The sequence below is a fragment of the Paenibacillus sp. NPDC057934 genome (assembly GCF_042887565.1).
Lineage (GTDB): Bacteria > Bacillota > Bacilli > Paenibacillales > Paenibacillaceae > Paenibacillus_AQ.
The window spans coordinates 80,851-105,913 of the sequence record NZ_JBHVPB010000010.1 but is presented as its reverse complement, the minus strand read 5'-3'; the positions used below and the strand labels follow the sequence as shown (position 1 = coordinate 105,913).

Annotated in this window: 20 protein-coding genes; 7 read left to right on the top strand and 13 right to left on the bottom strand. The window is 46.4% G+C overall.

Features of this window, described 5'->3' with window-relative positions; all coding sequences use genetic code 11:
• The first annotated feature begins 8 nt into the window (after positions 1-8).
• From ACFVRY_RS22485 to ACFVRY_RS22475, 3 genes are all read left to right on the top strand, one after another.
• A complete protein-coding gene (locus tag ACFVRY_RS22485) occupies positions 9-1,847 on the top strand; it encodes a sensor histidine kinase (protein WP_387502536.1) in 1,839 nt (612 codons plus the stop codon).
• A gap of 3 nt (positions 1,848-1,850) precedes the next feature.
• The gene (locus tag ACFVRY_RS22480; protein ID WP_387502535.1) at positions 1,851-3,422 is read left to right on the top strand and encodes a response regulator; all 1,572 of its coding nucleotides are present in this window, start codon (positions 1,851-1,853) and stop codon (positions 3,420-3,422) included.
• 168 nt (positions 3,423-3,590) lie between these two features.
• The gene (locus ACFVRY_RS22475) at positions 3,591-6,215 is read left to right on the top strand and encodes a family 16 glycosylhydrolase (protein WP_387502534.1); all 2,625 of its coding nucleotides are present in this window, start codon (positions 3,591-3,593) and stop codon (positions 6,213-6,215) included.
• A 196-nt stretch (positions 6,216-6,411) separates the two neighbouring features.
• Here the strand turns inward: ACFVRY_RS22475 and ACFVRY_RS22470 are convergent, their stop codons facing one another.
• From ACFVRY_RS22470 to ACFVRY_RS22450, 5 genes are all read right to left on the bottom strand, one after another.
• A complete protein-coding gene (locus ACFVRY_RS22470; RefSeq protein ID WP_387502533.1) occupies positions 6,412-7,221 on the bottom strand; it encodes a copper amine oxidase N-terminal domain-containing protein in 810 nt (269 codons plus the stop codon).
• A gap of 139 nt (positions 7,222-7,360) precedes the next feature.
• Positions 7,361-8,434, bottom strand: coding sequence for a YrpD family protein (locus tag ACFVRY_RS22465; protein WP_387502532.1), 1,074 nt, complete (start codon positions 8,432-8,434; stop codon positions 7,361-7,363).
• 290 nt (positions 8,435-8,724) lie between these two features.
• Positions 8,725-8,988 carry a helix-turn-helix transcriptional regulator gene (locus ACFVRY_RS22460; RefSeq protein WP_387502531.1) on the bottom strand — a complete coding sequence of 88 codons (264 nt, stop codon included), beginning with the start codon at positions 8,986-8,988 and terminating at the stop codon, positions 8,725-8,727.
• A 316-nt stretch (positions 8,989-9,304) separates the two neighbouring features.
• Complete coding sequence (locus tag ACFVRY_RS22455; protein ID WP_387502530.1) at positions 9,305-9,466, bottom strand: Spo0E family sporulation regulatory protein-aspartic acid phosphatase; 162 nt, start codon at positions 9,464-9,466, stop codon at positions 9,305-9,307.
• Between the two features lie 86 nt (positions 9,467-9,552).
• Positions 9,553-10,089, bottom strand: coding sequence for a DedA family protein (locus ACFVRY_RS22450; protein WP_387502711.1), 537 nt, complete (start codon positions 10,087-10,089; stop codon positions 9,553-9,555).
• A 253-nt stretch (positions 10,090-10,342) separates the two neighbouring features.
• Here ACFVRY_RS22450 and ACFVRY_RS22445 point away from each other — a divergent pair, with 253 nt between their 5' ends.
• The gene (locus ACFVRY_RS22445) at positions 10,343-12,412 is read left to right on the top strand and encodes a serine hydrolase domain-containing protein (RefSeq protein ID WP_387502529.1); all 2,070 of its coding nucleotides are present in this window, start codon (positions 10,343-10,345) and stop codon (positions 12,410-12,412) included.
• Positions 12,413-12,537: 125 nt separating this feature from the next.
• Here the strand turns inward: ACFVRY_RS22445 and ACFVRY_RS22440 are convergent, their stop codons facing one another.
• Both ACFVRY_RS22440 and ACFVRY_RS22435 read right to left on the bottom strand, forming a co-directional pair.
• On the bottom strand, positions 12,538-14,331 hold the full coding sequence (locus ACFVRY_RS22440) for a response regulator (RefSeq protein ID WP_387502710.1): 1,794 nt from the start codon (positions 14,329-14,331) through the stop codon (positions 12,538-12,540).
• Positions 14,332-14,450: 119 nt separating this feature from the next.
• Positions 14,451-15,032, bottom strand: coding sequence for a sensor domain-containing protein (locus tag ACFVRY_RS22435; RefSeq protein ID WP_387502709.1), 582 nt, complete (start codon positions 15,030-15,032; stop codon positions 14,451-14,453).
• A 412-nt stretch (positions 15,033-15,444) separates the two neighbouring features.
• Here ACFVRY_RS22435 and ACFVRY_RS22430 point away from each other — a divergent pair, with 412 nt between their 5' ends.
• On the top strand, positions 15,445-16,533 hold the full coding sequence (locus ACFVRY_RS22430) for a sensor domain-containing diguanylate cyclase (protein ID WP_387502528.1): 1,089 nt from the start codon (positions 15,445-15,447) through the stop codon (positions 16,531-16,533).
• Between the two features lie 248 nt (positions 16,534-16,781).
• Positions 16,782-17,345, top strand: coding sequence for a sugar O-acetyltransferase (locus ACFVRY_RS22425; protein ID WP_387502527.1), 564 nt, complete (start codon positions 16,782-16,784; stop codon positions 17,343-17,345).
• Between the two features lie 375 nt (positions 17,346-17,720).
• On the opposite strand, the gene ACFVRY_RS22420 is transcribed toward ACFVRY_RS22425, so the two are convergent.
• The 5 genes from ACFVRY_RS22420 to ACFVRY_RS22400 form a co-directional block, all read right to left on the bottom strand.
• Positions 17,721-18,089 carry a GyrI-like domain-containing protein gene (locus ACFVRY_RS22420; protein ID WP_387502526.1) on the bottom strand — a complete coding sequence of 123 codons (369 nt, stop codon included), beginning with the start codon at positions 18,087-18,089 and terminating at the stop codon, positions 17,721-17,723.
• A gap of 152 nt (positions 18,090-18,241) precedes the next feature.
• Positions 18,242-19,132 carry a DMT family transporter gene (locus ACFVRY_RS22415; RefSeq protein WP_387502525.1) on the bottom strand — a complete coding sequence of 297 codons (891 nt, stop codon included), beginning with the start codon at positions 19,130-19,132 and terminating at the stop codon, positions 18,242-18,244.
• 74 nt (positions 19,133-19,206) lie between these two features.
• A complete protein-coding gene (locus tag ACFVRY_RS22410; protein WP_387502524.1) occupies positions 19,207-19,584 on the bottom strand; it encodes a Rid family detoxifying hydrolase in 378 nt (125 codons plus the stop codon).
• A gap of 194 nt (positions 19,585-19,778) precedes the next feature.
• The gene (locus ACFVRY_RS22405) at positions 19,779-20,780 is read right to left on the bottom strand and encodes an alpha/beta hydrolase (RefSeq protein WP_387502523.1); all 1,002 of its coding nucleotides are present in this window, start codon (positions 20,778-20,780) and stop codon (positions 19,779-19,781) included.
• Between the two features lie 25 nt (positions 20,781-20,805).
• Positions 20,806-21,699 (bottom strand): MBL fold metallo-hydrolase, encoded by an 894-nt coding sequence (locus ACFVRY_RS22400; RefSeq protein WP_387502522.1) that lies wholly within the window; start codon positions 21,697-21,699, stop codon positions 20,806-20,808.
• 255 nt (positions 21,700-21,954) lie between these two features.
• Between ACFVRY_RS22400 and ACFVRY_RS22395 the strand changes: the two genes are divergently transcribed.
• Complete coding sequence (locus ACFVRY_RS22395) at positions 21,955-22,500, top strand: helix-turn-helix domain-containing protein (protein ID WP_387502521.1); 546 nt, start codon at positions 21,955-21,957, stop codon at positions 22,498-22,500.
• A gap of 620 nt (positions 22,501-23,120) precedes the next feature.
• Here ACFVRY_RS22395 and ACFVRY_RS22390 read toward each other — a convergent pair.
• On the bottom strand, positions 23,121-25,063 hold a 1,943-nt coding region (locus ACFVRY_RS22390), incomplete at its 5' end, for an S-layer homology domain-containing protein (protein ID WP_387502520.1).

Genomic DNA, 25,063 nt, shown 5'->3' with positions numbered 1-25,063 from the left:
CTATTTGAATGACGTATCTGCTGACCAAAGTGAAGAAGCTTTACCGCAATTCGCGTATATCCAAGAAATTATTTCTAGCCTTTAGTATGCTGATTGTCATCCCTGGGATTTTGGTATCCCTTTTATTTATCCGCACACAGGAGAACCAGTTATACAAGGATGCAATGGCCACCGGCAGCAGTCATGTCTCACGGCTTAACGAACAGCTGCGCAGCAGACTGGGCATTATTGAGAGCGCTTCCTCTACTGCGCTGAATCAAAAGGCATTTGTAGATTTTATTCACTCCAACATGCGCGGGGATGGCCTGCGTCTTGTGAAATTCAGACAAAATCAATTTGAGCAGATGCATAATATTATTCAAAGCCATGAGATGATCAGTGAACTCAGCTTCTATGTCGATAACCCAAATCTGTTTGAGATTTGGCCCGAAATCTATCATTATGACAAGTTCTGGCCGCAGAACTATTGGGTGACGCTACGGGAGGAAGGCGGCGCGGCACACCGCTTATTCGCTTTTAAAAATGGCGAGCATACGCTGTCCTATTACCGGCTGGTACGCCTTCAGGGGCAACAGCAGAAACTCCCCACTATTATGGAGGTTCGCACCCCGCATAGCGTGTTTTTCAGCGACCTCTTCGAGGAGAACGGCGGAGATTTTTTCTCTGTGGTGATGGACGGAAGTAATCCTGCTCGGAATGTATATAATCCCCGGCATGTGTTTCCTCAAACGACTGGGAACGAGCTAAACGAGATTCTTGGCAGCATCCACCAGCGGCTGGATGTACTACAGCAGAATAGCCCTATTAAGGTCAGTGTAGGGGATCATACTTACTATGCACTCTATCGCTACATCGCTCCACTGAACGCCTATGTGGTGGATATCGCCTCCCATCAAGACTTGATGAAGGGTCCGCGAAGCTGGTATCTACTCGTAGTAGCAATCACATTATGTGTGCTGCTGTTGATGCTGCTGCTCGTTTCGCATACCACCCGGCGCATTTTCCGCCGGTTAGACAGGGTGCTGGTTTCTATGCGCAAGGTGCGACAAGGTCAACTGGATGCAAAAATTAATACCGGCCTTGGTGAAAATGAACCCGGCGATGAAATCGACGAGGTGGCCGTTAGCTACAATAGTATGCTAGATGAGATCAAACAGCTGATGACACAGGTGGTGGATAAGCAGCTAATCGCCAAAAACGCACAGCTACACTCGCTGCATTCGCAGATTAACTCTCACTTTTTGTATAACGCGCTGGAATCAATCCGAATGCTGGCAGAGGTTCAGCGGCAACCAGCAATCGCCGACGCGTTGGTGTCATTAGGCTCGCAGCTACGATACAGCATGCAGTGGCGCAGCGATACAGTTGCCCTTAGCGAAGAACTGTCCAACATACACAGCTATGTCCGCTTCATAAACTTTATGGAAGGCGGCAACATCGTATTGACGGCGGATCTTCCTCAGGAGGTACTGCGCTATACGATTCCTAAAATGTGCATGCAGCCCATCGTCGAGAATGCCGTTCATCACGCAGCGCCTTCGGGCGGCAGTGTACACATCCAAATTACCGTATCCGTAGAAAATAACAGCCTGCTGCTAATCCAGATACGAGATGACGGCGCAGGTGTTGACCCTGAGATGCTAGCCAGCTTACAGGCTGTATTACGCGGCGAATCTGATAAACCAATCGTTACTAGCAAAAACGGACTGGGTCTGGAGAACGTGCATAAGCGTTTACAGCTTCATTACGGCCAGGGCTGTGGCCTTTGGATTGACAGCGTGCAGGGCGACTATACCTGTGTAACTATACGATTGCCATGGGAAAATGTGAATCTTGGAGGATGGTAGAGCATGATCAATATTCTGATTGTGGACGATCAAAAGCATATTCGCGATGGGCTGCAGGCCATGCTGCGCCAATTTCCTCTGCAGCTTGATAACATTTACTGTGCCGTAAACGGGATTGAGGCACTGGAAATATTGCGTCAGCACGTCATCCAACTGGTGATTACCGATATCCGAATGCCCGATATGGATGGACTGACGCTAATGGCGCAGACCAAAGAGGAGCACATCGAGGTCGATTTCCTGATTATTAGCGGCTATAGCGATTTTGCCTATGCGCAAAGGGCCATCGGGCTTGGGGCCAAAGGCTACCTGCTCAAGCCTGTGAAACGCGAAGATCTGCAGACCGCCGTGGAGCATGTAGAGCAGGAAATACGAACACGGCAGGCGCTCTCGCGCAATATGGAGCATATCTCGCGCCGCGCCCAAGAAACAGACCGCAAAGAGCTAAGTATGTACATGCAGGGCGCGATGAGCGATGAGGCATGGGTGCTCCAGACCCAGGGGCAGAATCCAGAGCTGTGGCAGAATTACCGCCTGTGTCTGCTGCGAGAGGAGCTATGGATTAATCAACCGGGAGCCGACAGTAGCCACAGCATAGAATCCATTGCCTACCGTGTATATGGCAGTGAGGGATGTATATGCCTGCAACACCGCCCGTACCTGATCCTCGCAGTGGATGCGGCTGTAGATCCAGCATCCTTCCCCGCCGCCCTCAAGGCAGCGCAGAAGGATGCCATTACTGCCATGACCGGTCCGCAGCTAGGATTAAAAGAGCTGCCTAATAGTTATACACAAGCTTTAGAGCTATATCACCACAGTTACCTTTTTCCAGAACGAAACTGCATTCTGCCAACACATATGGAGCGGCTAGAGCAGCAATGGGAGCTTCCCTATGAGGAGCTATATGCCCTGTTTCAGCTAATCGGCACCAAGAACAGCGGTACAATCACCCAGGGCATTTCCAAGGTGTTTCACAAAGATACCCTACAACGCTATCACATTCGCTACACACAGCAGTTATCGCGTGCCATTGTACAGATGCTGGAGGAATATGTGCGAGTGATCCGACCGTATATGGGGGAAGAAACGCTGGACATCGAATGCTTGCGTAATCTATTTGATTATCATGGCATTCGCGATTATATTCAGGCGCTGCAACAACAGCTGCTTCGGCTGAACCAGTTCTATTATGAATATAAGTGCAGCTATCGCAACACGCAGGATTTGAATGAAGCCATACGTTTTATACACGAAAGCTATCATAAACCGCTAGACCTCGCGATGGTGTCCAACCACGTGTCGCTTAATTATGCCTATTTTTCAAACCTGTTCAAGAAGAATATCGGTAAAGGCTTTGCAGAATACCTGCGCGATGTGCGCCTCGATAAAGCACGGCGTCTGCTGGCCGAAACTGACCATAAAATCGTGGAGATAGCCACCATGGTCGGGTATGAAAGCTACAAGAGCTTTACACGGACCTTTCGGGAAGTCATGGACATGCAACCCACAGAATATCGGCAACTGATGCGTCGCAAGTATGATCGTGAAGGAGAATACCAGGATACAGCTCTATAAATCGGGCGGTATCCTTGCTTGGAACGAGCAAATATCATCAAAAGCCAAAAAAATGGGTTATAACAAAAATTATTGTACCTTTAACCCCATTATTACATTCGATAGAATAAAGATGTCACTAATTGAAAGCGGTTTCGAATTCTAATATTTTATTACAGGAGGATAAGTATGACGAGACTTTACAAAACGGAACACAGGTTGATGCACAAGATATTGAGTTTGTTCTTAGCAGTAGTACTGCTGGCTGGCGTCGGCCTATTGCCAACTTCAAAGGTTCAGGCAGCAGGAACGACCGTTACCTCTATGGATTATTTTTCAGCAGCAGACGGACCTGTCATCTCCCAATCAGGGGTTGGGCAAGCTAGCTTCGGTTTTGTCATGCCTATATTCAATGGAGGCTCTGCGACCTGGAATACTGTTTCAGATGATGTAGGCGTAAATGTGAAAGTAGCTGGCAACTGGGTTGATATTGATAGCGCCGGTGGCTACACCTATAACCAAAACTGGGGGCACTGGAGCGACGGCGGCTTGAACGGCTATTGGTTCACTCTCTCCGCAACAACTGAGATTCAGTTATTCTCCAAAGCTACTGGAGTTACCCTTGATTACACCCTTGTTTTTCAAAACATAAACAAAACAAATATCACTGCCATGGCACCCACACAAGGGCCGCAGATTACAGCAGGTTTCACAGGCAGTGCAGGCTTTACCTATCCCACCTTCAACAATGATCCGTCCATAACCTATCAAGCTGTGGCTGATGATTTGAAGGTGTTCGTAAAACCTGTAAACAGCAGTACATGGATTGATATTAACAATAACGCAGCCAGCGGCTGGATCTATGATAACAACTTTGGACAATTCACCGAAGGCGGCGGTGGCTATTGGTTTACTGTAACGGAGTCTATGAACGTCAAATTAGAGTCGAAAACTTCCTCGGCTAACGTCGTTTATACGATCACTTTTAATGAACCTGTAAGAAATTCGTATGTGCTTACTCCCTATGATGGAACAACCTACACAGCAGATGTAAACGGCGTCATAGGCGTACCACTGCCCAAGATTGATGGAGGAGCGCCAATCGGCACCGAGCTTGGAAAATACGTATACCAGATTAACATTAACGGACAATGGGTGGCTATGAGTGACTCCAGTCAGAGCCGATTCGTATACGCCGCGAATGGCTACAACCACATGTCCGATGCCAATCAATGGGGGTACTGGGCTGACTATATCTACGGACTCTGGTTCCAACCGATCCAGGAGGATATGCAGATCCGCATCGGCTATCCATTGAATGGTCAAGCGGGCGGCAGTGTGGGAAATAATTTCGTCTACTATACCTTTATTGGCAATCCAAATGCCCCACGTCCGGATGTATCCGACCATGATGACATTGTCATCGGAACACCAACCGATCCGACGATCGCCGGCATGAATCTTATTTGGCAGGATGAATTCAACGGAACGTCGCTCGATATGAGCAAATGGAATTATGAACAAGGCTATTACATCAGCAACGATCCTCATAGCTGGGGTTGGGGAAATGCGGAGCTGCAGCACTATACAGACAGTCCACAAAATATATTTGTAGAAGATGGAAAGCTGAACATCAGAGTCTTGCACGATTCCAAATCCTTTCCACAGGACCCTAACCGGTTCGCACAATACTCCTCTGGTAAAATCAACACCAAAGATCATCTGTCCTTCCAGTACGGAAGAGTAGATATTCGTGCCAAGCTGCCTACAGGCAATGGCGTCTGGCCAGCACTTTGGATGCTCCCAGAAGATTCCGCATATGGTGCATGGGCTGCATCCGGTGAAATTGATATTATGGAAGCCAAAGGACGTTTGCCAGGCACAACCAGCGGCGCCATACACTTTGGCGGACAATGGCCGGTTAACAGATATATTGCGGGTGAATATCACTTCCCTGAAGGCCAGACCTTCGCGAATGACTATCGTGTGTATTCCATGGTCTGGGAAGAAGATAACATGAAATGGTACGTGGACGGCAATTTCTTCTTCAAAGTCAGCAGAGATCAATGGTATTCCACAGCCGCACCCAACAGTCCAAACGCCCCATTCGATAAGCCATTCTACCTCATTATGAATCTGGCGATCGGTGGATACTTTGATAATTTAAATACCCCAGATCCGTCTGATATCCCTGCAACGATGCAGGTCGATTATGTACGTGTGTATAAAGAAGGAAACAGCGAGAATCCGGGTAACAACGTACCGGTTACCGGTGTAACGCTTAATCAGACCAACGCACAGGTGGAAGTCGGAAAGACTGTACAGCTGAACGCGAGTGTAGCCCCGTCCAATGCAACCAATAAACAGGTCACTTGGAGCGTGTCAGGCAACAGCATCGCTTCCGTGAGCCAAAACGGTACCGTGACCGGCCTCGCTCCAGGTACGACAACCGTTACAGCTACAACAGCGGATGGCAATAAAACAGCCGTCTCCACCATCACTGTTGTACCGTCATCATCATCCGGTACGATCATCGTCGGCGACGCGGTGAAAGGCCTGAAGAAAACCGGCAATAACTTGACCTTCTATGTGAATGGTGCAACCTTTGCCGACTTACATTATAAGATCAATAACGGCGGGCAGCAGAACGTAGCCATGACCGCGGTAGGGAACGGTAACTATACCTATCCTGTAAATAACCTGCAACAAGGAGATACCGTCGAGTACTTCTTCACTTATAATCCGGGGCAAGGGGCGGTGGATAGCCCGACGTTGACTTATATTCATGGGGTGACGCAGGGGACTCCGGAGTAATTTGGTTAGGCCTTAGTAGGAGCGTGTTGCTACTGGGAGAGCTAGAAGTGACGGGACACTAGAAGAACTGTGTAAATATGAATAGGCGAGGGGGAGTGTCAGCTTCCCCCTCGCCTGTTTTGTTGTTATCACTCGTGTGGGCCTGCTCGCTGGACAAGCGGCTAGATATTGAGCTTCGTGATTATGGGGATCGAGTCTAATCCACGCATGCATCAACCAGAACGTACCGAAGCGATTTAGCCAAAATGGTATTTGTAGTCTCCACGGAGAAGGTGGTACCCGACTTCGTTTGGACTTGGTTATAGACGTCAAAATGGCTAAAGTTGGAGTCTTGAACATAAAAACGCAAATAGTGATTATCCCCTACCGTCGACTTTCCTTCATTAAGAGAAGTCAGCTTCATTTTGATAAGAGGGATTCCGTCTTTATTATCAGTTTGAATGAAGGATTGTATGGGTCTAACAGAAGGATCGGAATGTTGGCCCAGAACATGCTCTTCGTCGCTTACGATTCCGGGAGGAAGATAAGCAGGATCTTCATATAGATGTGTTATTCTTTGCTTCGAATCCCACTTTGTATCCAGATGAAAAGCTTTGGTAACTACACTAAGCGGAATGTACATACTCCCTTGAATCAAGACCGGAATGGTATCCATTTGGGATGCTGTACCATTAATTTCAATGTCTTTTACACCAATGCTCATCTTTAAGCTATAGTTTTCCTCTGTTTCATGGAGGTAGTTCTTTCTGGAGATTACTGCGCTTTTGTTCACGGCATCATAAGTGACTTCCGCAGCCAATAAATCGGATAGACTCCGCAGGGGAACCATCAAGCGATTATTCTGATCAAGATAAGGTGATTGAGGCGCGGTGTAGATTACGTAGTATTGATTAATTTTCAAAAGGATGGGTGAAGTTACCGTTGCGGCTTTCGCAGACGCCATACCACTCAAAGGCATGGATAAACAAAGGGCGAGCACTAGACCGAAGATCATCTTTCGTTTCATAATCAAAGCGACCACCTTTCGGTAATATACTGAAAGAAGACACCTTAGCGATAATACCTGAAAATACTCAAATGTTATCATTTATATAAGGTGTCTTCAATCTGATTATCCTGTATCTGTAGTATACATGTATATTGAATTATTTTGAAACGGATATCGTTGCATTATTGCCGCTAATTGATACATTAGCGAAATCTGTTGCGTTGAGAACAGGGGTGGAGGCGACATTGTCTATAAGAATATTTGCGAATGAGCCTGTGACTGCCCCGGCAGCATCGCCTTGCGGCACTTTATCGACTACTGTATCGGCAATTGTCACTAGGTACTTCCAACTAGTGGTGCTAGAAACATACGTGTTGGCTACTTCTGTCACAGCAGTGAGATATGTGTTTGTTCCGTTACCCTCATGGTCCGCAAATACTGCATACCCACTTGTTGATAATCTGGTATTGTTATTTAGATTTCGATAGATGGTTACATTAACATCCTTCCCGGGCACATATCCATTCTTATACCAAATCTCATTATATGGACTTATACGATCTCCTGGAGTTGTATGCCCATCCGCCTCACTTCCCCAGTAGTAGTTAATAATAGGCTGCCACTTGTTGACCCCATAGTAATTGGAGTATACCAGTCCCATATCGGCTTCAATTGATCTTGCACTTGTACCCAACTTATTTTTCCCTGCGCCGGAGAAGCCACTATAAATATAAGTCCGCGATGTTGGACCGGTTGTTGAAGTTGGAGTATGCATAACAAAGGTACCGATACTACCGTTTTTTTGAATAGTAGCTCGTCCGCCAATACCACTAGGGATAGCATCGGCAGCAGCTGTCTGAAGATTCATTGGGTTAGATAAGGTTTCAGCTTCTTCTGCGCTGTCTACTCTATCTACAGGGTAGGTTATCACAAACTCCTTACTATCTAACGAAGATTTCTCGTAAAAATATCCAGTATCTCCTTCCACATATGTATAGTCAAAAGTCTCAGGCAAAGATACTAAACTGTTTGTTTTCAGTTTATTTGATGCTGAATATTCAACAGACAAATCACGTGCTTTTGTAATAAATGAATCCAACTTTTCTTGGACTGGCTGAATGCCTTGAGTCTGGATCTCAATATTGTTATTTTCAGCTTCCGCATTTGCTACTAATGGAACTAGCAGTACTGAGCTTAGTGTAAGTAAACAAATTGCTTTATTAAATCGCATATAAATCCTCTTTTCCTATCGTATAGTTTTAACTTATTTATTTGAAAGCTGGCCAGCTGTCCAAAACAAGAATGCATTTATGATGTGTAGAGGTTTTACTACATTTATAATTAATAGAGTAGTAGATATCACCATTACAAAAATACCATTTTTTAACTTACATAAGTCATCATAATACTTTCTTTACCAAAAAAACATACTACATATGCAGTATGTTTTTGAAAACTAATATTATAAAATTCTATGTACATGTTTAGATTCATACCAATTCTGTCAAGACACTGAGCAGTCTAGACGATATTCTCCAGCAAATAAAGGACGATAAGCATAAGAATGCCGCTTTTGGAGTGAGTACCAAGTTTGAGGTTAATATTCTGGATATGCTTACGAACTGTTTTTTCACTGATTAAGAGTATGTCTCCGATTTCTCTATAGTCATGATCATTAATCCAGTAGAATAGCAACTCAACCTCCCGCTTTGTAAGATGGTTAGCGCAGAGCATCTGTCCCAATTCTTTTTTTAGTTTCATCTCTGAAGCTTCGGATTTGAACATAATACAATTTCTTCCTTTCAATAGAAACTGTAGATAATAATCGTATACTGCAGCGAATAGATCATAATACGTAAAGACTCAGTAATATTTTACCATAAATTCTCAATCACCTATTAAGGGATTTTTTTAGAACAGTAAAGAGAGATAGGTGCATGATTTGTCGAAGCAGCGAATCACTCTGTAATACGAAGAAACTCACAGGAGCCTATTATCGCAGCCCTACCTAAAACTATGGTCTAAATGATATACAGGCTGCTGCGAGAAGGTTAGTCCTTCCTTATTCTCACACTCCACCAATGGCCCCCGAACTCCCCACTTACTCTTCCTTCCCCAACATCAAGCTGTACTCATTCAGCAGCTTGTCCAACTCTTGAGACTTCAACAGAACTACTCCTGAAGTAATTCCTGATCTATTCGCCAAATCGTGTAACTGGCCGCGCAGCAGTTCGATTTTGTCCTGAAAACCCAGCTTATCCAAGTGTATGGACCTTCCTTTCTTAAGGAAACGTTGACTCTATCCTCTACATCTTCTTCTGCCAAGTATTTAGCTCTTTTGAGTGCCCTCTATTGCCTGGAGAAAAACAACCCCAAAAAAGAACCATGAGCATTCGAGAGATCAATAGTTCCCCCTAGAAAATACCCGATTGAAATAAAAATCGCACACCAGCATAGGGCTCCGAGGCCCGAGAAGAGTATATATTTCCGTGGGTTCATGGCGCTCACCCCTGCCAGATAACAAGTCAGATGGCGAAATCCTGGAATATAGTAGCCGATGCATATTGCCCAGGGGCCGTAACGCTGGAACCAGTTCTCTGTTTTCTCTAACCTTTTGGTCGTGAGCCTGACCCATTTTCCATACTTCCACAGCAACGGCTTGCCGAACTTCCGCCCAAGGGTGTAACTGCACAGCATACCACTCATAGCCCCAAGGACGCTGACCACAAGGGATACCGGAAAATAAAGCAGCCCAATGGAAGAAAAATAGCCAACAATCGTCATGAGAACTTCATCAGGCACAGGTAAACCAATAATGCCAAGCGTAAGGCATAGAAAGATGCCAATATAACCGTACTGGGTAACGATATCTTGTATGAAAGCGATGATGTCCACACTCCAGTTCTAATGGCTTTGGGCAAGCGAGACTGTCCTCGTCTCCTGAATGATTGATCGCCCTTTCAGGTATCTTAATGCCTCCCTTGTCAATGAACCTAGTGCCGAATTGTCACATGACGCTTTCAAAGCAGCTGAATGTCATAGATGACGAAATGCAACTTGTTGGTGTGACAACTCCTTTGCGATACTGGGCTCAGCCGATGGTTAAAAGGCAAATCCAATAGTTAAGGAGATATCATTTATGAAGAATACGAAGAATACGAAGAGTACGAGGAAATGGATTCGCAAGAATCGCGCAGTTCTACTATTAACGGTTCTGGTGTTAACGGGTACAGTCATTAACGCTTGTACGGGAGTAGGGAACGCAGCCAATACCCCGCAGACTCCCCCGCCAGTTACATCTGAGGTTACCAGCCTGAAGGCGCCGCAGGATGCTAAGCAACTGGAGGGACCGCGGGATTCCAAGGAACTGGAGAACTTTGCAGATGGCGTTTTTAAGGACGCGATGAAAAAGTATAATACGGTTGGTTCTAATTTCGCGGTTGTTTCGAATGGTAAAGTGCTGTTAAGCAAGGGTTACGGTTATGCCGACAGGGAAAATAAAATTCCGGTAGACAGCAGCACCGTTTTCCAAATTGGTTCTGTGACGAAGCAGTTCACGGCATTGGCAGCGATGCAGATGGTCGATAAGGGAAAAATTGATTTGCATCACGATATCCAGGAATACCTCGGAGGGATGAAGGTACCGAATAAAACAGGCAAAAAACTGACGATGTACGATCTTCTTACGTATACCAGCGGCTTTGACAAACCGGATATCCTCTCAGGATCGAAGCCGGAATATGTGAAGCAATTCTACCCGATGAAGGAGGCTCTTGAAGCGAATATGCCGACGGTGGTCAGACCTCCGGGGGAAGCTTACACCTACGATAATTTTGGGTTCACACTGGCGGGGTATGCGGTAGGGCAAGTAGCGGGCACGTCATACGCCCAGTATATGGAGGACAATATTTTCAAACCGCTGGGCATGAACTCGACGAATGTGCGGTTTAAACCCGAACTGCTCAGCAGAATGGCTGCCCATTATGATCCTAAAGGCAAGCTAATCCCCTTGGAGGGATTCATACCAACCGATCGGCCTAGCGGCGGCATGGTATCCAACGCAGATGACATGGTGAAGTACCTTATGATGCATCTGAACAACGGAACATATGAAGGAAAACAAATCTTAAGTCCCGAGAGCATCAAGCAAATGCACACCTACCAGGTGTTCCCTGACAAAGATATCCCTGTCACAACCATCGGATTCGAAGGCTACTTCAAAGAGAAGATGAATGGTCAACATGTGGTTATCAAAGGGGGAAATGTGACTGGGCATTCTTCCTTGATTGTTCTTCTGCCGGAGAAAAATACAGCGCTCTACATGTCCTACAATAACGACTCCATGATGAGTCTCGACGTGTATGAGGCATTTATGAATCATTATTATCCTAAAAAAACAGCGGATCCAAAGCCATCCTACTCGGCTATCAGTGAGCAGCAGGCCAAGGACTACGTTGGATTGTACCAAAACACGCGTCTTGGATCCATGAGATCACACGTTTCCTATTCAAACGGAAAATTGGTTATAGAGACAGGAGATCTAGGCAAGAGTACGCTGAAAATGATCCACACGTTACTCTTTGAGGATGAAGCCGGCAATAAAATAGCCTTTCAAAAAAATGGGGCAGGCAAAATCACCTATTTCTATTACATGACGCTTCCGCACTACGTGGGTTATGCACAAAAAGTAAATACGGATACGCGATTCACTGATGTACCGGCGAACAGCAAGTATGCGTCTTATATTCAAAATCTCCGTGCTTTACAGATCATGGACGGAAAGACAGCTACCCGCTTCGATCCGAATGGAAAGTTAACTCAAGGTGAGTTCTCGGCGTTGCTGCTACACGCCCATGGCTGGGAAAGCATGCCTTATACGATTGAAGACAACAAGAAGCAGATGTTGTCCGGAGTGCCTAATTATAAGCCTAATTCTCCTATCACCAGAGAGATGGCGGCAGTGATGATCCAAAACCTGAGACAAGCTGAGCCTGGAACCAAGAAGGTTACATTGCGTGGCGAAACGGATGCCTGGGCAGTTAAAGCCATCACAACCCTTGTATCCCAAGGCATCATGGACCCGGATACCCAGATCAATAAGGACGGCTCCATCAACTTCCGTTCCAAGCAGCCACTGAAGCGGCAGGAAGCGAGTGCCTTATTGGATCTGGCATTTGATTACTACACATTGCCAATTGTCAAACGGTAATGAACGTAAACCCTAATTCTGAATAAGTATAAAAGCCTTTAAAAATCTAAATGGCGGATGCCGGCATACGAAGCATTATCACTCCGTATGCCAGGCATCCGCCACCATAATACATACCTTTAGGGTTATTCCAAAAGCCCGGCCTCCCTGGCTTTTTGCACCGCTTCCTCCCGGTTGCGGACCCCCAGCTTCATATAAGCCGATGATGCATAGTTTCGAACCGTACCATCGGATAAATACAACTTGGAAGCAATGCTTTTATATCGCAGTCCTTTGGAGACGAACTGTAAAATTTCAAGCTCTCGCGGCGTTAACTCATAGGCCGATGACGCTTCTTTGACTAACGAAGGATCATCCCCGCTATTGTCCGCTTCCAGCTGGGCAAACAATTTGTGCGACATTCCCTGATCGATCAGCGTACCCCCGCGGTAGACGGTGCGTATCGTTTCAGCCAGCTCTAACGGCTGCATGGACTTCAACAAGTATCCGTCCACCCCGCTTCGCATTGCCTCGAGAGCCTGTCTGGTATCCTCGAACGTAGTGAGAATCAGAATGCGGATGTCGGGCCACAATTCTTTTATCGTACGAGATGCGGCGATTCCATCCATATTCGGCATTTCCAGATCCATAAGCACCAGCTGCGGCTGAACCTGCCTGCACAGCTCGATCGCTTGCTCACCATCCTCTGCTGTTCCAACAACCTGCAAATCCTGCTGCTCCTCCAGCAGAGTCCGCAGGCTTTCACGGATAAAGGGCTGGTCATCGACGACCAACAGTCGGATGACTTCATCCTTAAGTTCCGTTTGTCTGGGCAGCGTACAGGTAACTAGAGTGCCTTGTCCCGGCTCCGTATAGACGGCCACATGGCCTTGCAAATTCATCGCCCGCTCCTTCATGGCGCTCAAGCCGAAGCCCTCCTTCACATTTTCCATCCCGCGGCCGTTATCTTGGATTTCCAGTCTCGTCTGCTGGGGCTCGAATTGTACGGACACCTTAATCTCTGTCGAGTTTCCATGACGCACAGCATTCGTCAACGACTCTTGCAGGCAGCGATAAAGTGCTGTCTTCGCTTGCTTCGTTACAGGGTATTCTTCCCCGTAGGCATGGAAACGGACCGTCACCTTGGCATGCTCTTGAAACTCCTCCGCCAGCTTCTTCAAAGACTGAAGCAGCGGAAGCGCCTCATGCGGCGATTCGATTTGATGCACGTAGCTTCTGACTTCATCCATATTTTTGCGGCCCAGGTTCAATAGGGAGTCAAGCCTTTCCGCTCCTGTATCCGTTGTCAGCTCAGGACGCAACGTTTCCAATCCCATAATGAGCGAAGTGTAGGCATGACCGACGGTATCGTGAAGCTCTTTGGACAGCCGGTTCCGCTCTTCAGCAAGCGTGATACGCTCGATTTGGGACAGGTACTGCTCCAGCACTCCATTTTGCTCACGGATAATTTCGCCTTGACGAGAATTGAGCGCGAGTAAGTGGAAGGAGAATCCGAAGACATACGCCAGCCCGATGTGAACGGCCATGACCCAGTATTCACTCTGCTCTGCAAGCAGCTTGATTATGGCGGGCAGGAGCAATATGGATACAGGCCCTGACCAGAGATAGGTCTTTTGCGCGCTGTGGGCAGCAATTAAAAAGGCATACAGCAGGAATGAGAAATAGGCCTGCGGAAAAAATGCAGCCAGATACAAACACAACCCGCCCGAGATCACGATTTCGGTAAACAGGTAGTATTTGTAACCGAGCTGCAAGCAAAGCCATGGAACGGAAAAAGCAATCAGCTGCCACAGTATAAGCACCCCTATAGGCAGCGTGAAATATTCTTGCAGCCCTATAGTCGTAAACACGAGCGAAATGCTGCATATCAGGCGGATTATGAACATGAGCCAGTCGTACCAGTACCATTGCTTGACCATATCGAACAAATTCATCAACCCCTAACGACCTTCAGTATGACATTACGTAATTAGTATTGAATAAACTGCTATAGAGTAAACTACCATCGGACGGCCTACGGTGCAAATCCCGGCTTGGCCTACCGGTTTACATGCTTGATCATCAGACGTGTGTAGGCGCCTATCAAGTACGCCAAGCGACCCGCAAGCCAGTAATTCAACACCATCAATACGACCCCTGTGGCCGACACCATCACAGCTTTGGCAATCGTATCTACCCCCATAAAGGAAAGGTTGATAAAGCGATAGAGGAACGGAGCCGCAATTAATACAAGCGGCGCTGCGTAGAGCAAGGCCGCACTGATCAGACTTAATATCCCTATCGGGAATTTCAACAGCAGCCAGCCCATTGCGATCCAGTTGCGTACGTTCAGCAGCTCCTTTTTCGCTTGAAGCCAGCTCGACACATCGGGTCTCGAGGATTTAACGCAAGGCTCGGTGGTAATGTCCGTATAGATCTTAGTCTGTACTCTTTCAAATTGCAGGAAGGCGGTCGTCGTCCGCAAAACGTGAGTCAGGAGAGGAACGCCCACGACAGTAAACGAAAGGCTCAACCCCAAGGTTAGAGCGACCAGATAAAAACTGAAGTAAAACATTCCTGTGACGAAAGTAAGCAGCAGGAAATAGCCGTTTTGAATAAAGCTAACGACGGTTCTCGCCATCAAAGAGCCCACATCCTTTCTAAGTAGTAGATGTATTTTAAGGATCTTGATGTCAAATCCGCCAGTCTCATAATGTCATATGACACAAAATGAACGGAGTTATCTGCAGTAACGAGCCGGACAGGTGCCAGATGAACCATTTTCCGGCCTCTGTTGCCTTCGGCCCTACGTATCCTACTCACTAGAGTTATCTTGACACATCGGATGAAACAGCGTCGATGACGATCTGGTATCGGAGAAAAATATAAAACCGCCCGAATGGACTTATTTCCACACTAAATATCGCGAAAAAATGAAGCGATCCCAGCTTACCGTCAAACCTAGCACTTGGCTGACAAACTTTATTAAACGTGCTAGCATATTATCTAATCATGACGAATAATTACACGCATAGTATGGAGGAATTGGGAAGATGCTTGAAAACCATCGCCTAAAAGTTTTAATGGAAGTCCAACAGCAGATGCTGTTATCTAACTTTGATCTGAAGTTGTTTATGCAGACCATCTGCGATCGGATGTGCCTATTAACCGATGCCGACGGTTCTACCATAGAAATGCTGGCGGACGATGAAATGGTTTATGCCGCTGTCAGCGGTACCCTGCAGCCTCATCTTGGAATTCGAATAAAAAAGAACGGCAGCTTGTCGGGTTTGTGCGTGACAGAGAAAGAAATTTTGTATTCGCCGGATACACAGCAGGACGATCGCGTCGACAAGGCAGCTACTATGAGAGTCGGCGCACGGAGCATGGTCTGCGTTCCCCTGTTCGACTCCAGCGCTGCCATCGGCGTGTTGAAAGTCATCTCCGGCCGTTCCGACTCTTTCTCTGGCCGCGATATTGAAACGCTACAATTATTATCGCTCGCCCTAGGCTCAGAGTTAGGCAAACAAATCAACTACGATGACAAAATTCGTGTACTTAACGATTATGAACAATTATTGATTCAATTAAGAGCCGAGATCGAAAAACGTAAAGAACTAGAGATCGAGCTTATTCAATTGACAGAGCGCGACATTTTGACGGGCTTGTTGAATCGCAGAGGATTTAGCACTCGTATCCAAGGCTGGATTAATCGGGCTAGTTGCCAAGAGGGCTTATTCGGAGTGTTCTACCTCGATTTGAATAAATTCAAGCAATGCAACGATACTTACGGACATGAAGTTGGTGATCTCGTACTTGTAGAGTTCGCGAAGCGAATCAAGCAAGCCGTTCGGGAGGCGGATTTATTAGCACGCGTTGGCGGCGATGAATTCCTGGTGGCAGCATGGCTGCAAAACGGCTACGACGACTTGGTGCAGGTTGCTAAGCGCTTGATCGGGCAACTAGAGTCACCAATGCAAATTAAGGAGCTTCAACTACCGATGACCACTAGCGTCGGCTGTACGCTATGGGTAGAGGGCATGACGGAACTCGATCTCATCCGCGTGGCAGACCAATCCATGTATCTCGCCAAGATTAATGGTACTAATAGAGTCGCTATTAAAGATGAGCTGGTAGTGTGATTTCAGTTATACGGATACCCCATTAAGAGTTTCTCGGAGCCAGTCAGTCAATGGAAGCATTCATCGGCGCCGCGAGTGTAGGCAAAAGTGAGAAATCGAAAGGCACCCGATTAGGGTGCCTTTTTTGCAAATTGATTTACCATTCTGCCGTCTCTGCCTCACAATTTCGATAATACCAATGGCGTAATCTTATAGTTGAACCCTATCATCCCTTATAATAAAATACTTTGAATAGAGGAGTTGATGTTATGAACGAAAAAGAAAAATCGCATGCTGGTCTGTTATACCAACCTGGCGATCCTGAGCTTGTCGCAGACCGTGCGGATACCGTGAAAAAGCTATACGAATATAACAATATACACCCGCTAGACCACGAAGCACGACGGACTGCCATTCGCGGACTACTGGGAAAAACAGGAGATAATTGCGTTGTGGAGCAGCCGCTTTTCTGCACTTATGGGTACAATACCACGGTAGGAGACAATTTTTTTCTCAATGTTAATTGCAAGCTCATGGACAGCGGGAAAATTACAATTGGTAACAACGTATTTATTGCGCCCAACGTCTGTCTTATAACGGAAGAACATGCCATGGATGTAGAGCAACGGTTAGCGGGATTGGAATACACACATCCAGTCCATATTGGTGATAATGTATGGATCTGTGCAGGCGCTATAGTCCTGCCAGGAGTGACAATCGGCGCGAACAGCGTGATTGGGGCGGGCAGTGTCGTTACGAAGGACATTCCGCCCGATAGTTTGGCTGTAGGCAATCCGTGCAAGGTCATCCGCTCTTTGAAAAAAGCCCTTTAGTCAGGCGCCAATCGTTGATTCTATCGCTGTCAGAACTATAACAACAACCTTCATGTGGTCTCGCCCCACTCTCTAGCAACAACACGACACACTGGACAAAACAGAGCGGATCTTCAAAAACTATTAACGATTGTGGTGATTAAATAAACATCTACACAAAAATCGCTTTTCACGCCAACCTCCCTCTGAACATAAAAAGGAGGGGCTATTTCTTAGTTAGGAAAGAGCCCCTGGTCACGATCAAAGCTTCTCATCGTTACAACCATTGTCTTGCGTCAAATTTCGCCCTACTTATGATAAGGTTCACCGCGCTGTCTGTAACGGCAAGTATCTTTTATATAATGAAGACTGCCATAATGGCGGCCTAAAATTAAATCACGACTTTCTTCTAACCGGGATCCATACTTCGCAAATCGATTCGGTGTGATCATCATTTACCAAATTCGTAGATGGGCACCACTCCGAATACATTCGTTTCCAGACATTTAGGATTTCTAACCCGATCTCCATGTCGTCCGGAATCGATCCTCGACTATCGAACACCGCGTAGCTTGGATTAGGAATCTGAAGGATGTTCAGCCCATCCGGCACTCCTCTTCCTTCTGGCAATTCGACACCCGTCATATAGCTCTTATTACCATCCTCGCTGAAATCAAAGTAATTGCCGTTTAACAGAGAACCTACAGGCCTGCCAACAGCTTCGTTAATCTGGTCATGCGTGTCATTCTTCCAAATTACCTCCATGAAAGCCGGTATCTCTGTGAAAGGGTCTTTCTGGATGATAACCTTGCCGATTGCTGTTGAAGCCTTTTTCCTCGACAATGCGATAGTTCATTTCTGTTTCTCCTTTAATCTGAATTTGAAAGGAGATTCGAATACGGAGGCCCATAAAAGGGTTACCTCTTTGCCGAAGATAGCGAAATAGCGTCGCCATGCGATTTCTTTCTCTGCAACCCACTCAAAGTAGCAAGGACGACACCGCATACAATGAGGATGGAACCTCCAACTTGTGTAAACGTAACTGGTGTTCCGAGCATGAAATGGCCAAGTACCATGGCAACGAATGGCTGAAGGTTCAAGAATACGGATGCTTTGGCGGCACCGACTTTACGTATTTGGTTGTTCCAAATAATTGCGCATAAGCCCTGAATTAGTAGTGCTGAGCCGATTAAGAGCACCCACCATTCATAGGAATGAGAGTTCTGTTCGTGTGGCTCTCGCCATACGGCAACTGGAAATACAAGTATACAGCCGAGAAAAGTTGAATATGCGGTCGCATTAAGAGCATCCATTCGTTCCGTCAACTTTCTCATAAGGATGGTAGATCCGGAGAAGGCGAGCATACAAATAAAGATGATTCCCATGCCAGTTGTGAGCGTGATATGCAGCCCCCTGCCTTGGCTGACTACGAAGAATACGCCGGCAAGCGCAAACAGTGAGCCTGCGGCCATACGCGGAGTGAATGATTCTTTTAGGAAAAGCCGCGCCAGCATGGCGGTGAAGATTGGAGAGAGCGATAAAATGAGCGAAGCAGTCGTTGCGTCTATTGTCTGTAATCCTGTAAAGAAAGTGACTTGGTGCAACAACATCCCAATTATAGCGAGCGGAATCAGATAGACGATATCGTGTGAAGACAATCGGGTCATACGCCTGGCAATGATGAGATAACCGATTAGGAACACGGAAGAAACGGCCAACCGATATGCGGATAAGTGCAAAGCGGGAAACTCCCTCAGCAGGAGGGAGCCGAATACGAAATTGCTTCCATAGAGAGTTGCGCAAAGCAAGAGATGCAGATATGTTCGCAAGCAGATGCGCCTTCTTTCAAAATGTGTCTATAGAATTAACCTAATTAGTTAAGCTAACTTTTGATAGCAACCAGCTCGATCTCGATCTCGGCATTCCGCGGCAGCTTGGCTACCTGTACGGTTGTTCTTGCGGGATGATGTACGCCAAAATAATGGCTGTACACGTCATTCATTTGTTCAAAGTGATCAAGATCCGTCATAAAAACGGAGGTTTTTACAACGTCCTCCAAAGTAAATCCGGCTTCCGACAATACGTTTTGTAGATTCGTCATAATCTGGTGGGTTTGAGCAAGAATTCCATCCTTTAACTGGCCTTCGACGTCAATTGGGAGCATACCCGATGTATAGATAAAAGCTCCGGATTTAATGGCTTGTGAATAAGGACCGATTGCCGCCGGTGCTTTTGCGGATTTTATAGCGGTATGATTCATGGTTTATATGCCTCCTGCTTTAAAGTATTATTTTCTCCTGTTTTCTTGCTCATTCTCAGCATTTCAACTTTGACAGCTCCTTGTAGAGTTAATCAGGATTGTCGTCTACCTCGTCCAATAAAGAACCCGCAGCAACGAGCTGCGGGTCTCTTTCTATCTAGGAGATCGCAATGAAATCCGCTGATACTGCGTCGTTATTGACCTGCTGGTGTATATACTTCTTCAAGAAATGATTGAATGGCCTGAAAAGCTTGAACTCTATTTTTCTCAAGCAATACCATATGTGTACCTTCTCCGATTTCCACCCAGCGGCGATAAGCGGCTCCCGTTAAGGAAGTGAAGAAGCTTTGCGCCAAATCTAGAGGTACGTCGATATCCCACTCCGCGTGAACGAGGAGTACAGGTACGGTAATCGCATTAGGGTCATAGAAGGCTTTACCTGCCGTCCAATATTCGCGAATGTCTAGAATGGGACCGTTGGTAGCCCGAATATGCTCGGGATGCATGGATTTGTTATTAGGATCGGAAGCCAGAGTCGCGTCAACCCATTTTTCGAACCAGCCCTCCGGAATCAAACCATCCCGTTTTCCTTCAGGAGCAGCGCTTAACCAGCGTTCTTTTGTGCTGCCTGCAGGTACAAGACGATAAGAGCCGAGCGGACCGCCCGTATCGATTGGTATCGGTTTGGTGCTTAACCATTGTGGAGCGATGAGGGAGAGCTTGTTCACTTTGTCATTGTTGCGGCTTGTGTAAGCTCCAGCCACCGTACCGCCCCAAGACATCCCGAGTACATTGACCTTCGATAGGTTACGGCGTTTTAGGACGTAGTCTACCGCCGAGCCCAAGTCACGAACCCCTGTTTCGGTGCGGACGAGTGGAGGGTTCTGATCGGCAGGCTGCTCCATCTCGGGTGGTCTAGTCGATCCTCCATAGCCGCGAACGTCTACCGCATAGACGTCGTAACCATGGCTGGCCAGATAATCAAGGAAGGTGAAGCCATCAAGTTCTACATCATACAAGCTACTAATTGAATAAGTAGCACCATGGACCATAAGAATTGTCTTTTCATTCGAAAAGGCGTTCATGGAATCTGGGCGTTTATTGCGGATAGATAGCTCAATACCAGGCGTATCACTGGCAATATTAATGTTTTCCGTCACGATCGAAATAGATGGGTCAAATGTGTTGTTAGACATATTAGTTTCGCCTCTCTTCGTTGAATTAGATAAAGCGCCAATTGAAACCGTCGTCGCTTCGAGTGACATAACCGGCCGAACTCTCTGGAAAATGCGTGCTGAAATAAATAATGGGGCGGTCGGCTACATACTCCAATACCCAGCGGCGCGAGATTCGTGCCTGGTCGCCGAATTCACAGTACATGGAATTCCATTCAGGCTTTAGGACCTGAAACGGATGATGCATGATATCGGCACCAAACAAAGCTTCTTCTCCTCCCGATGCAAGACGAATGGACATCTGCCCAATACTATGACCGGGAGTCGGAATGAATGTGAATATATCTAGGAACTTGCCGCCCTCCGGGCCGATGGTTTCCGCCAAGCCAGCCTCTATGATAGGAAGTACGCTTTCTTCATATACATTAAAGTTCGCTTCGTTTTCTTTGTTATGACTAGCTTCACTGGAGTAATACTCTTGCTCCTTAATAGGAAAAACATACTTTGCATTTGGAAAAGTAGGTATCCATTTTCCGTCTACCAGCTTTGTATTCCAACCGACATGGTCCACATGTAAATGTGTCAGTAATACGTAATCAACTTCTTCTGGGGAAACGCCAGCTTCTTTAAGCCGCTCTAGATAGGGTAGCTGAAGATTGGCCAGATCCGGATTCAATGGAAGATTTTTATTGTTTCCAGTAGCTGTATCAATAAGAATTGTATGCTTTGGGGTTTTTACGACCCAAGTACCAATACTTACGATGAGCTGCGAGTTGTTGTCTATTAGACCCTCGGGGAGGGATTGTTTATTCTCTTCCAAAAAAGAGGGGTTCCAAGTGCCTGGGAAGTAAATTTGTGGTGGAACGCCGCTGATTACCATTTCAGTAACACGGGTAACGGTAGTATCGCCTACACTGTAAATTTTTGAATGATTAGTCATGTGGCTCGTCGTCCTCCTTTGAAATTTCGCTGAAGATGAATTTGTATGTTGAGCTGAATTATGTGTAAATGTCCCGGGATCGTATTTGCACATCAACCATGTTAAAAGCATATTCCATAAATGGCGTCAAATCAACGTTTTTGCACCGAAATGGCGCCAATGCATGAGGGCTTGCTATTGCTCGTTATTTGAATTACGATCAGGTTATAAATTTCGCTGACAGCGAAATAATTTGCAAACATAGGAGAATGACAGATGAAATCGATTGGTGAGATCATCAGAAATACCCGTAAAGCACAAAAATTAACGCTCAAAGAGGTAACAAAAGTTGCATCCATTTCGTTATCTTTTCTCAGTGAAATCGAACGGGACAAAGCGAATCCGTCTATAAGCGTTCTGAAACGAATCGCCAATGCGTTAAACGTTAACTTCACGGATTTATTTGGGGAAAAAGAACAAAGCATCGTCGTAAAAAAAAACGAGCGCAAACCGTTGGTACACTCGGAGGGCTCACGTATTACGTGGTTTTCGCTTAGTCAGGGAAGTAGGAACAAGATGGGCCCAATCTTGGGAGTACTTGAAGAAGGTGCAAATTCTGGTGATATAGGCGTAGGTCACAGTGAAGGAGAGGAATTTCTATATGTCCAATCGGGTTGTTTGGAGTTCATGCTTGGGAATGACCGGTACTCACTAGAAGAAGGGGACAGTATCTATTACGATGCTAGAATACCACATAGTTATAAGAATACGTGGAAAGGCGAGACGTTGGTGATTGCTGTATCGACACCACCTTATTTTTAAGTCAAGTGATACGGATTGTTTGCCAGTTTAGATACAGCTATAAGGAATAGAGAACAAGCAGAACCTCGTGCACGACAGCTGTGCCAAATGAAAATGCCGTCGTGGACAAAAGGCAGGGTAGCGTTAATGAGCCGGGCAAGGCGGTCATTCTGAACACCTACAATAAATAGCCTCACTCACTACACCCCTTTAAATATTTAGTCAATAATTCAATATATTAGTTATTTTGTCGTAGTCATCAAAAAAGTTGTCGCATTTCGTCGCTAATATCTCAGAGAATAAAAAAAGAGAGGCAATACCTCTCTTAAGTTACACCAATTTATCTCACCACAATTAGTTTCGCTTCCCAGTTAATGGGCAACAATCAACATGTGACAAGTGTTCTTACTTCCCTATCTAGGTTTAGCATCGGATCGGGTACCAATGCTGTGTGGAGGGTTTGTTTAATGATAGTACGGCAAACGAGCTATAAAATATACTCTTTGTAAGAGAGCCTATTCTATAGCCTCCCCTTATTTTGAAGATTAAGAGTTGTAATATTAACTTATCGCCCATGCCGGGCACAAAAAAAACAAGGCTGCTTTGAATTTGACTTCAAAGCAGCCTTGTTTGATATTCCTTTAATCCCCTTTTTTCTCCAACAATTTCAAAAGAACCGTTACTGACTCTGCTCTTGTTGCTTTATCGCCCGGAGCAAATGCATTTGCGCCTTTACCTTCAATTATACTCAGCTTTTTCATGGCCCCAACTGCACCTTTTGCCCAGTTCGGAATGTCTTTGTCGTCTGCGAAGCCTGTTGCCGTTGCAGCTTCAACTGACTGCCCCAACTCTTTTGCGATCATCACGGCCATCTCCGAACGTGTAATTTCGGCGTCCGGTCGGAAGGTGCCGTCTTTATAGCCATTAATGATGCCTGCTTGTACCGCTTGCGCGACCGATTTCTGTGCCCATGTTGCGATCTTACCTTTATCAGCAAACGTCAGTTGGGCTCCGTCCCCTTGCGGCTTGAGAGCATTCATCAGCATAACCGCAAATTCCGCACGCGTTACGGTACGGTTCGGATTGAATGTACCGTCTAGATAACCATTGACGATTCCGAAACTTACCGCTTGCTTGATGCTCGCCTCAGCCCAGTGTCCGGAAATATCGCTGAAGTTAATCGGCTGCTTCGTGCCTGGTGCTGCGTCTTCGCCTTGACTTGCTGCGAATACCGCATACTTCGTGAAGTGATTAACTTTGACGGATATGGTATTTCCTTTGACCTCGCCGCCGATTTCCACCCATGCCTTGTTTATTTCGTCGTAGAAAGATACAACCGGTTTTTGATCACCCTTTAGTTTTTTCGGATCGAAGGTAAAGATCAGCGTGATCTCCTTGCTGAAATTTTCCGGAAAGTTTTTTAGAATTTCGAATACCGAGCTGACCAGAACATCCTTACTTGTAAGCAGCTTTTGTGTGTCTGCCACTTTTTCTACCGTGATTTTCAACTCTTTGTCCGAAGCATCAGCGGGAATAATAATTTTTACATCATCTCCCAGACTAACCTCACCGGATTTGCCGATGGAAAGCGTTAGCTTTCCGTCTGTCGAGATCACTGTAGGGTTTGGGAACGTTGAGGACGGAGTGCCTCCATTGCTGGAAGAGCCGCCCGTGTTGTTGGCCGTCCACTTTGCATACAGAGTCGTATCTGCCGTGATCGGAGTGATGAAATTGAACAGGGCCGTCAACCCTCCGTCGCTGTACCACCCGCCGAACGTGTACCCGCTTCTCGTCGGATCCGTTGGTTTTGTGGCCATACTGTTATAGTTCACAGGCTGGCTGCCCACCTCCGGACCGCCGTTGCTGTTGAAGCTGACAGTATAAGTGTTAATCGTCCACTTTGCGTATAACGTCACGTTGGATGTGCCTATGATGAAAGAAGACCCTTCGGCGTAGCTCGTTTCGTTCCCGTCCACTGCCGTATTCCAGCCTGCGAATGTATAGCCCGTCTTCACCAAATTTCCGGTGTTCCCATAAACCGATACGGTAGCTCCTTGCGCATAGGAGTCACTGTCGGTCGGCGCGTTACCAGATATAGCGCCGTTACCGTTATACGTCACTGTATACGCCGAAATCACCGTTAAGGTATACGTCACCTTTGTAGTTCCATCCTGCGCAGTAACAATAACCTTCTTGCCGGTTGCCAAAGCCGTCGCTACGGTTGTTCCGCCTGCATCATAGACTTCGAATGATGCATTCTCTGCCGGCGTGATCGCTGCCTTGAGCTCATTCAACGTCGTGGCGTACGGAATATTCGTGATGCTTTCATTTGCAGTTCCGCCCGTACTTACGGTTCCTATCGTCGAGGTCAATGTTGCGATTCTGCTTATGTTCACCGTTACCGTATACGTCACCTTCGTGGTTCCATCCTGCGCAGTAACAATAACCTTCTTGCCGGTCGCCAAAGCCGTCGCTACGGTTGTTCCATCTGCATCATAGACTTCGAATGATGCATTCTCTGCCGGCGTGATCGCTGCCTTGAGCTCATTCAACGTCGTGGCGTACGGAATATTCGTGATGCTTT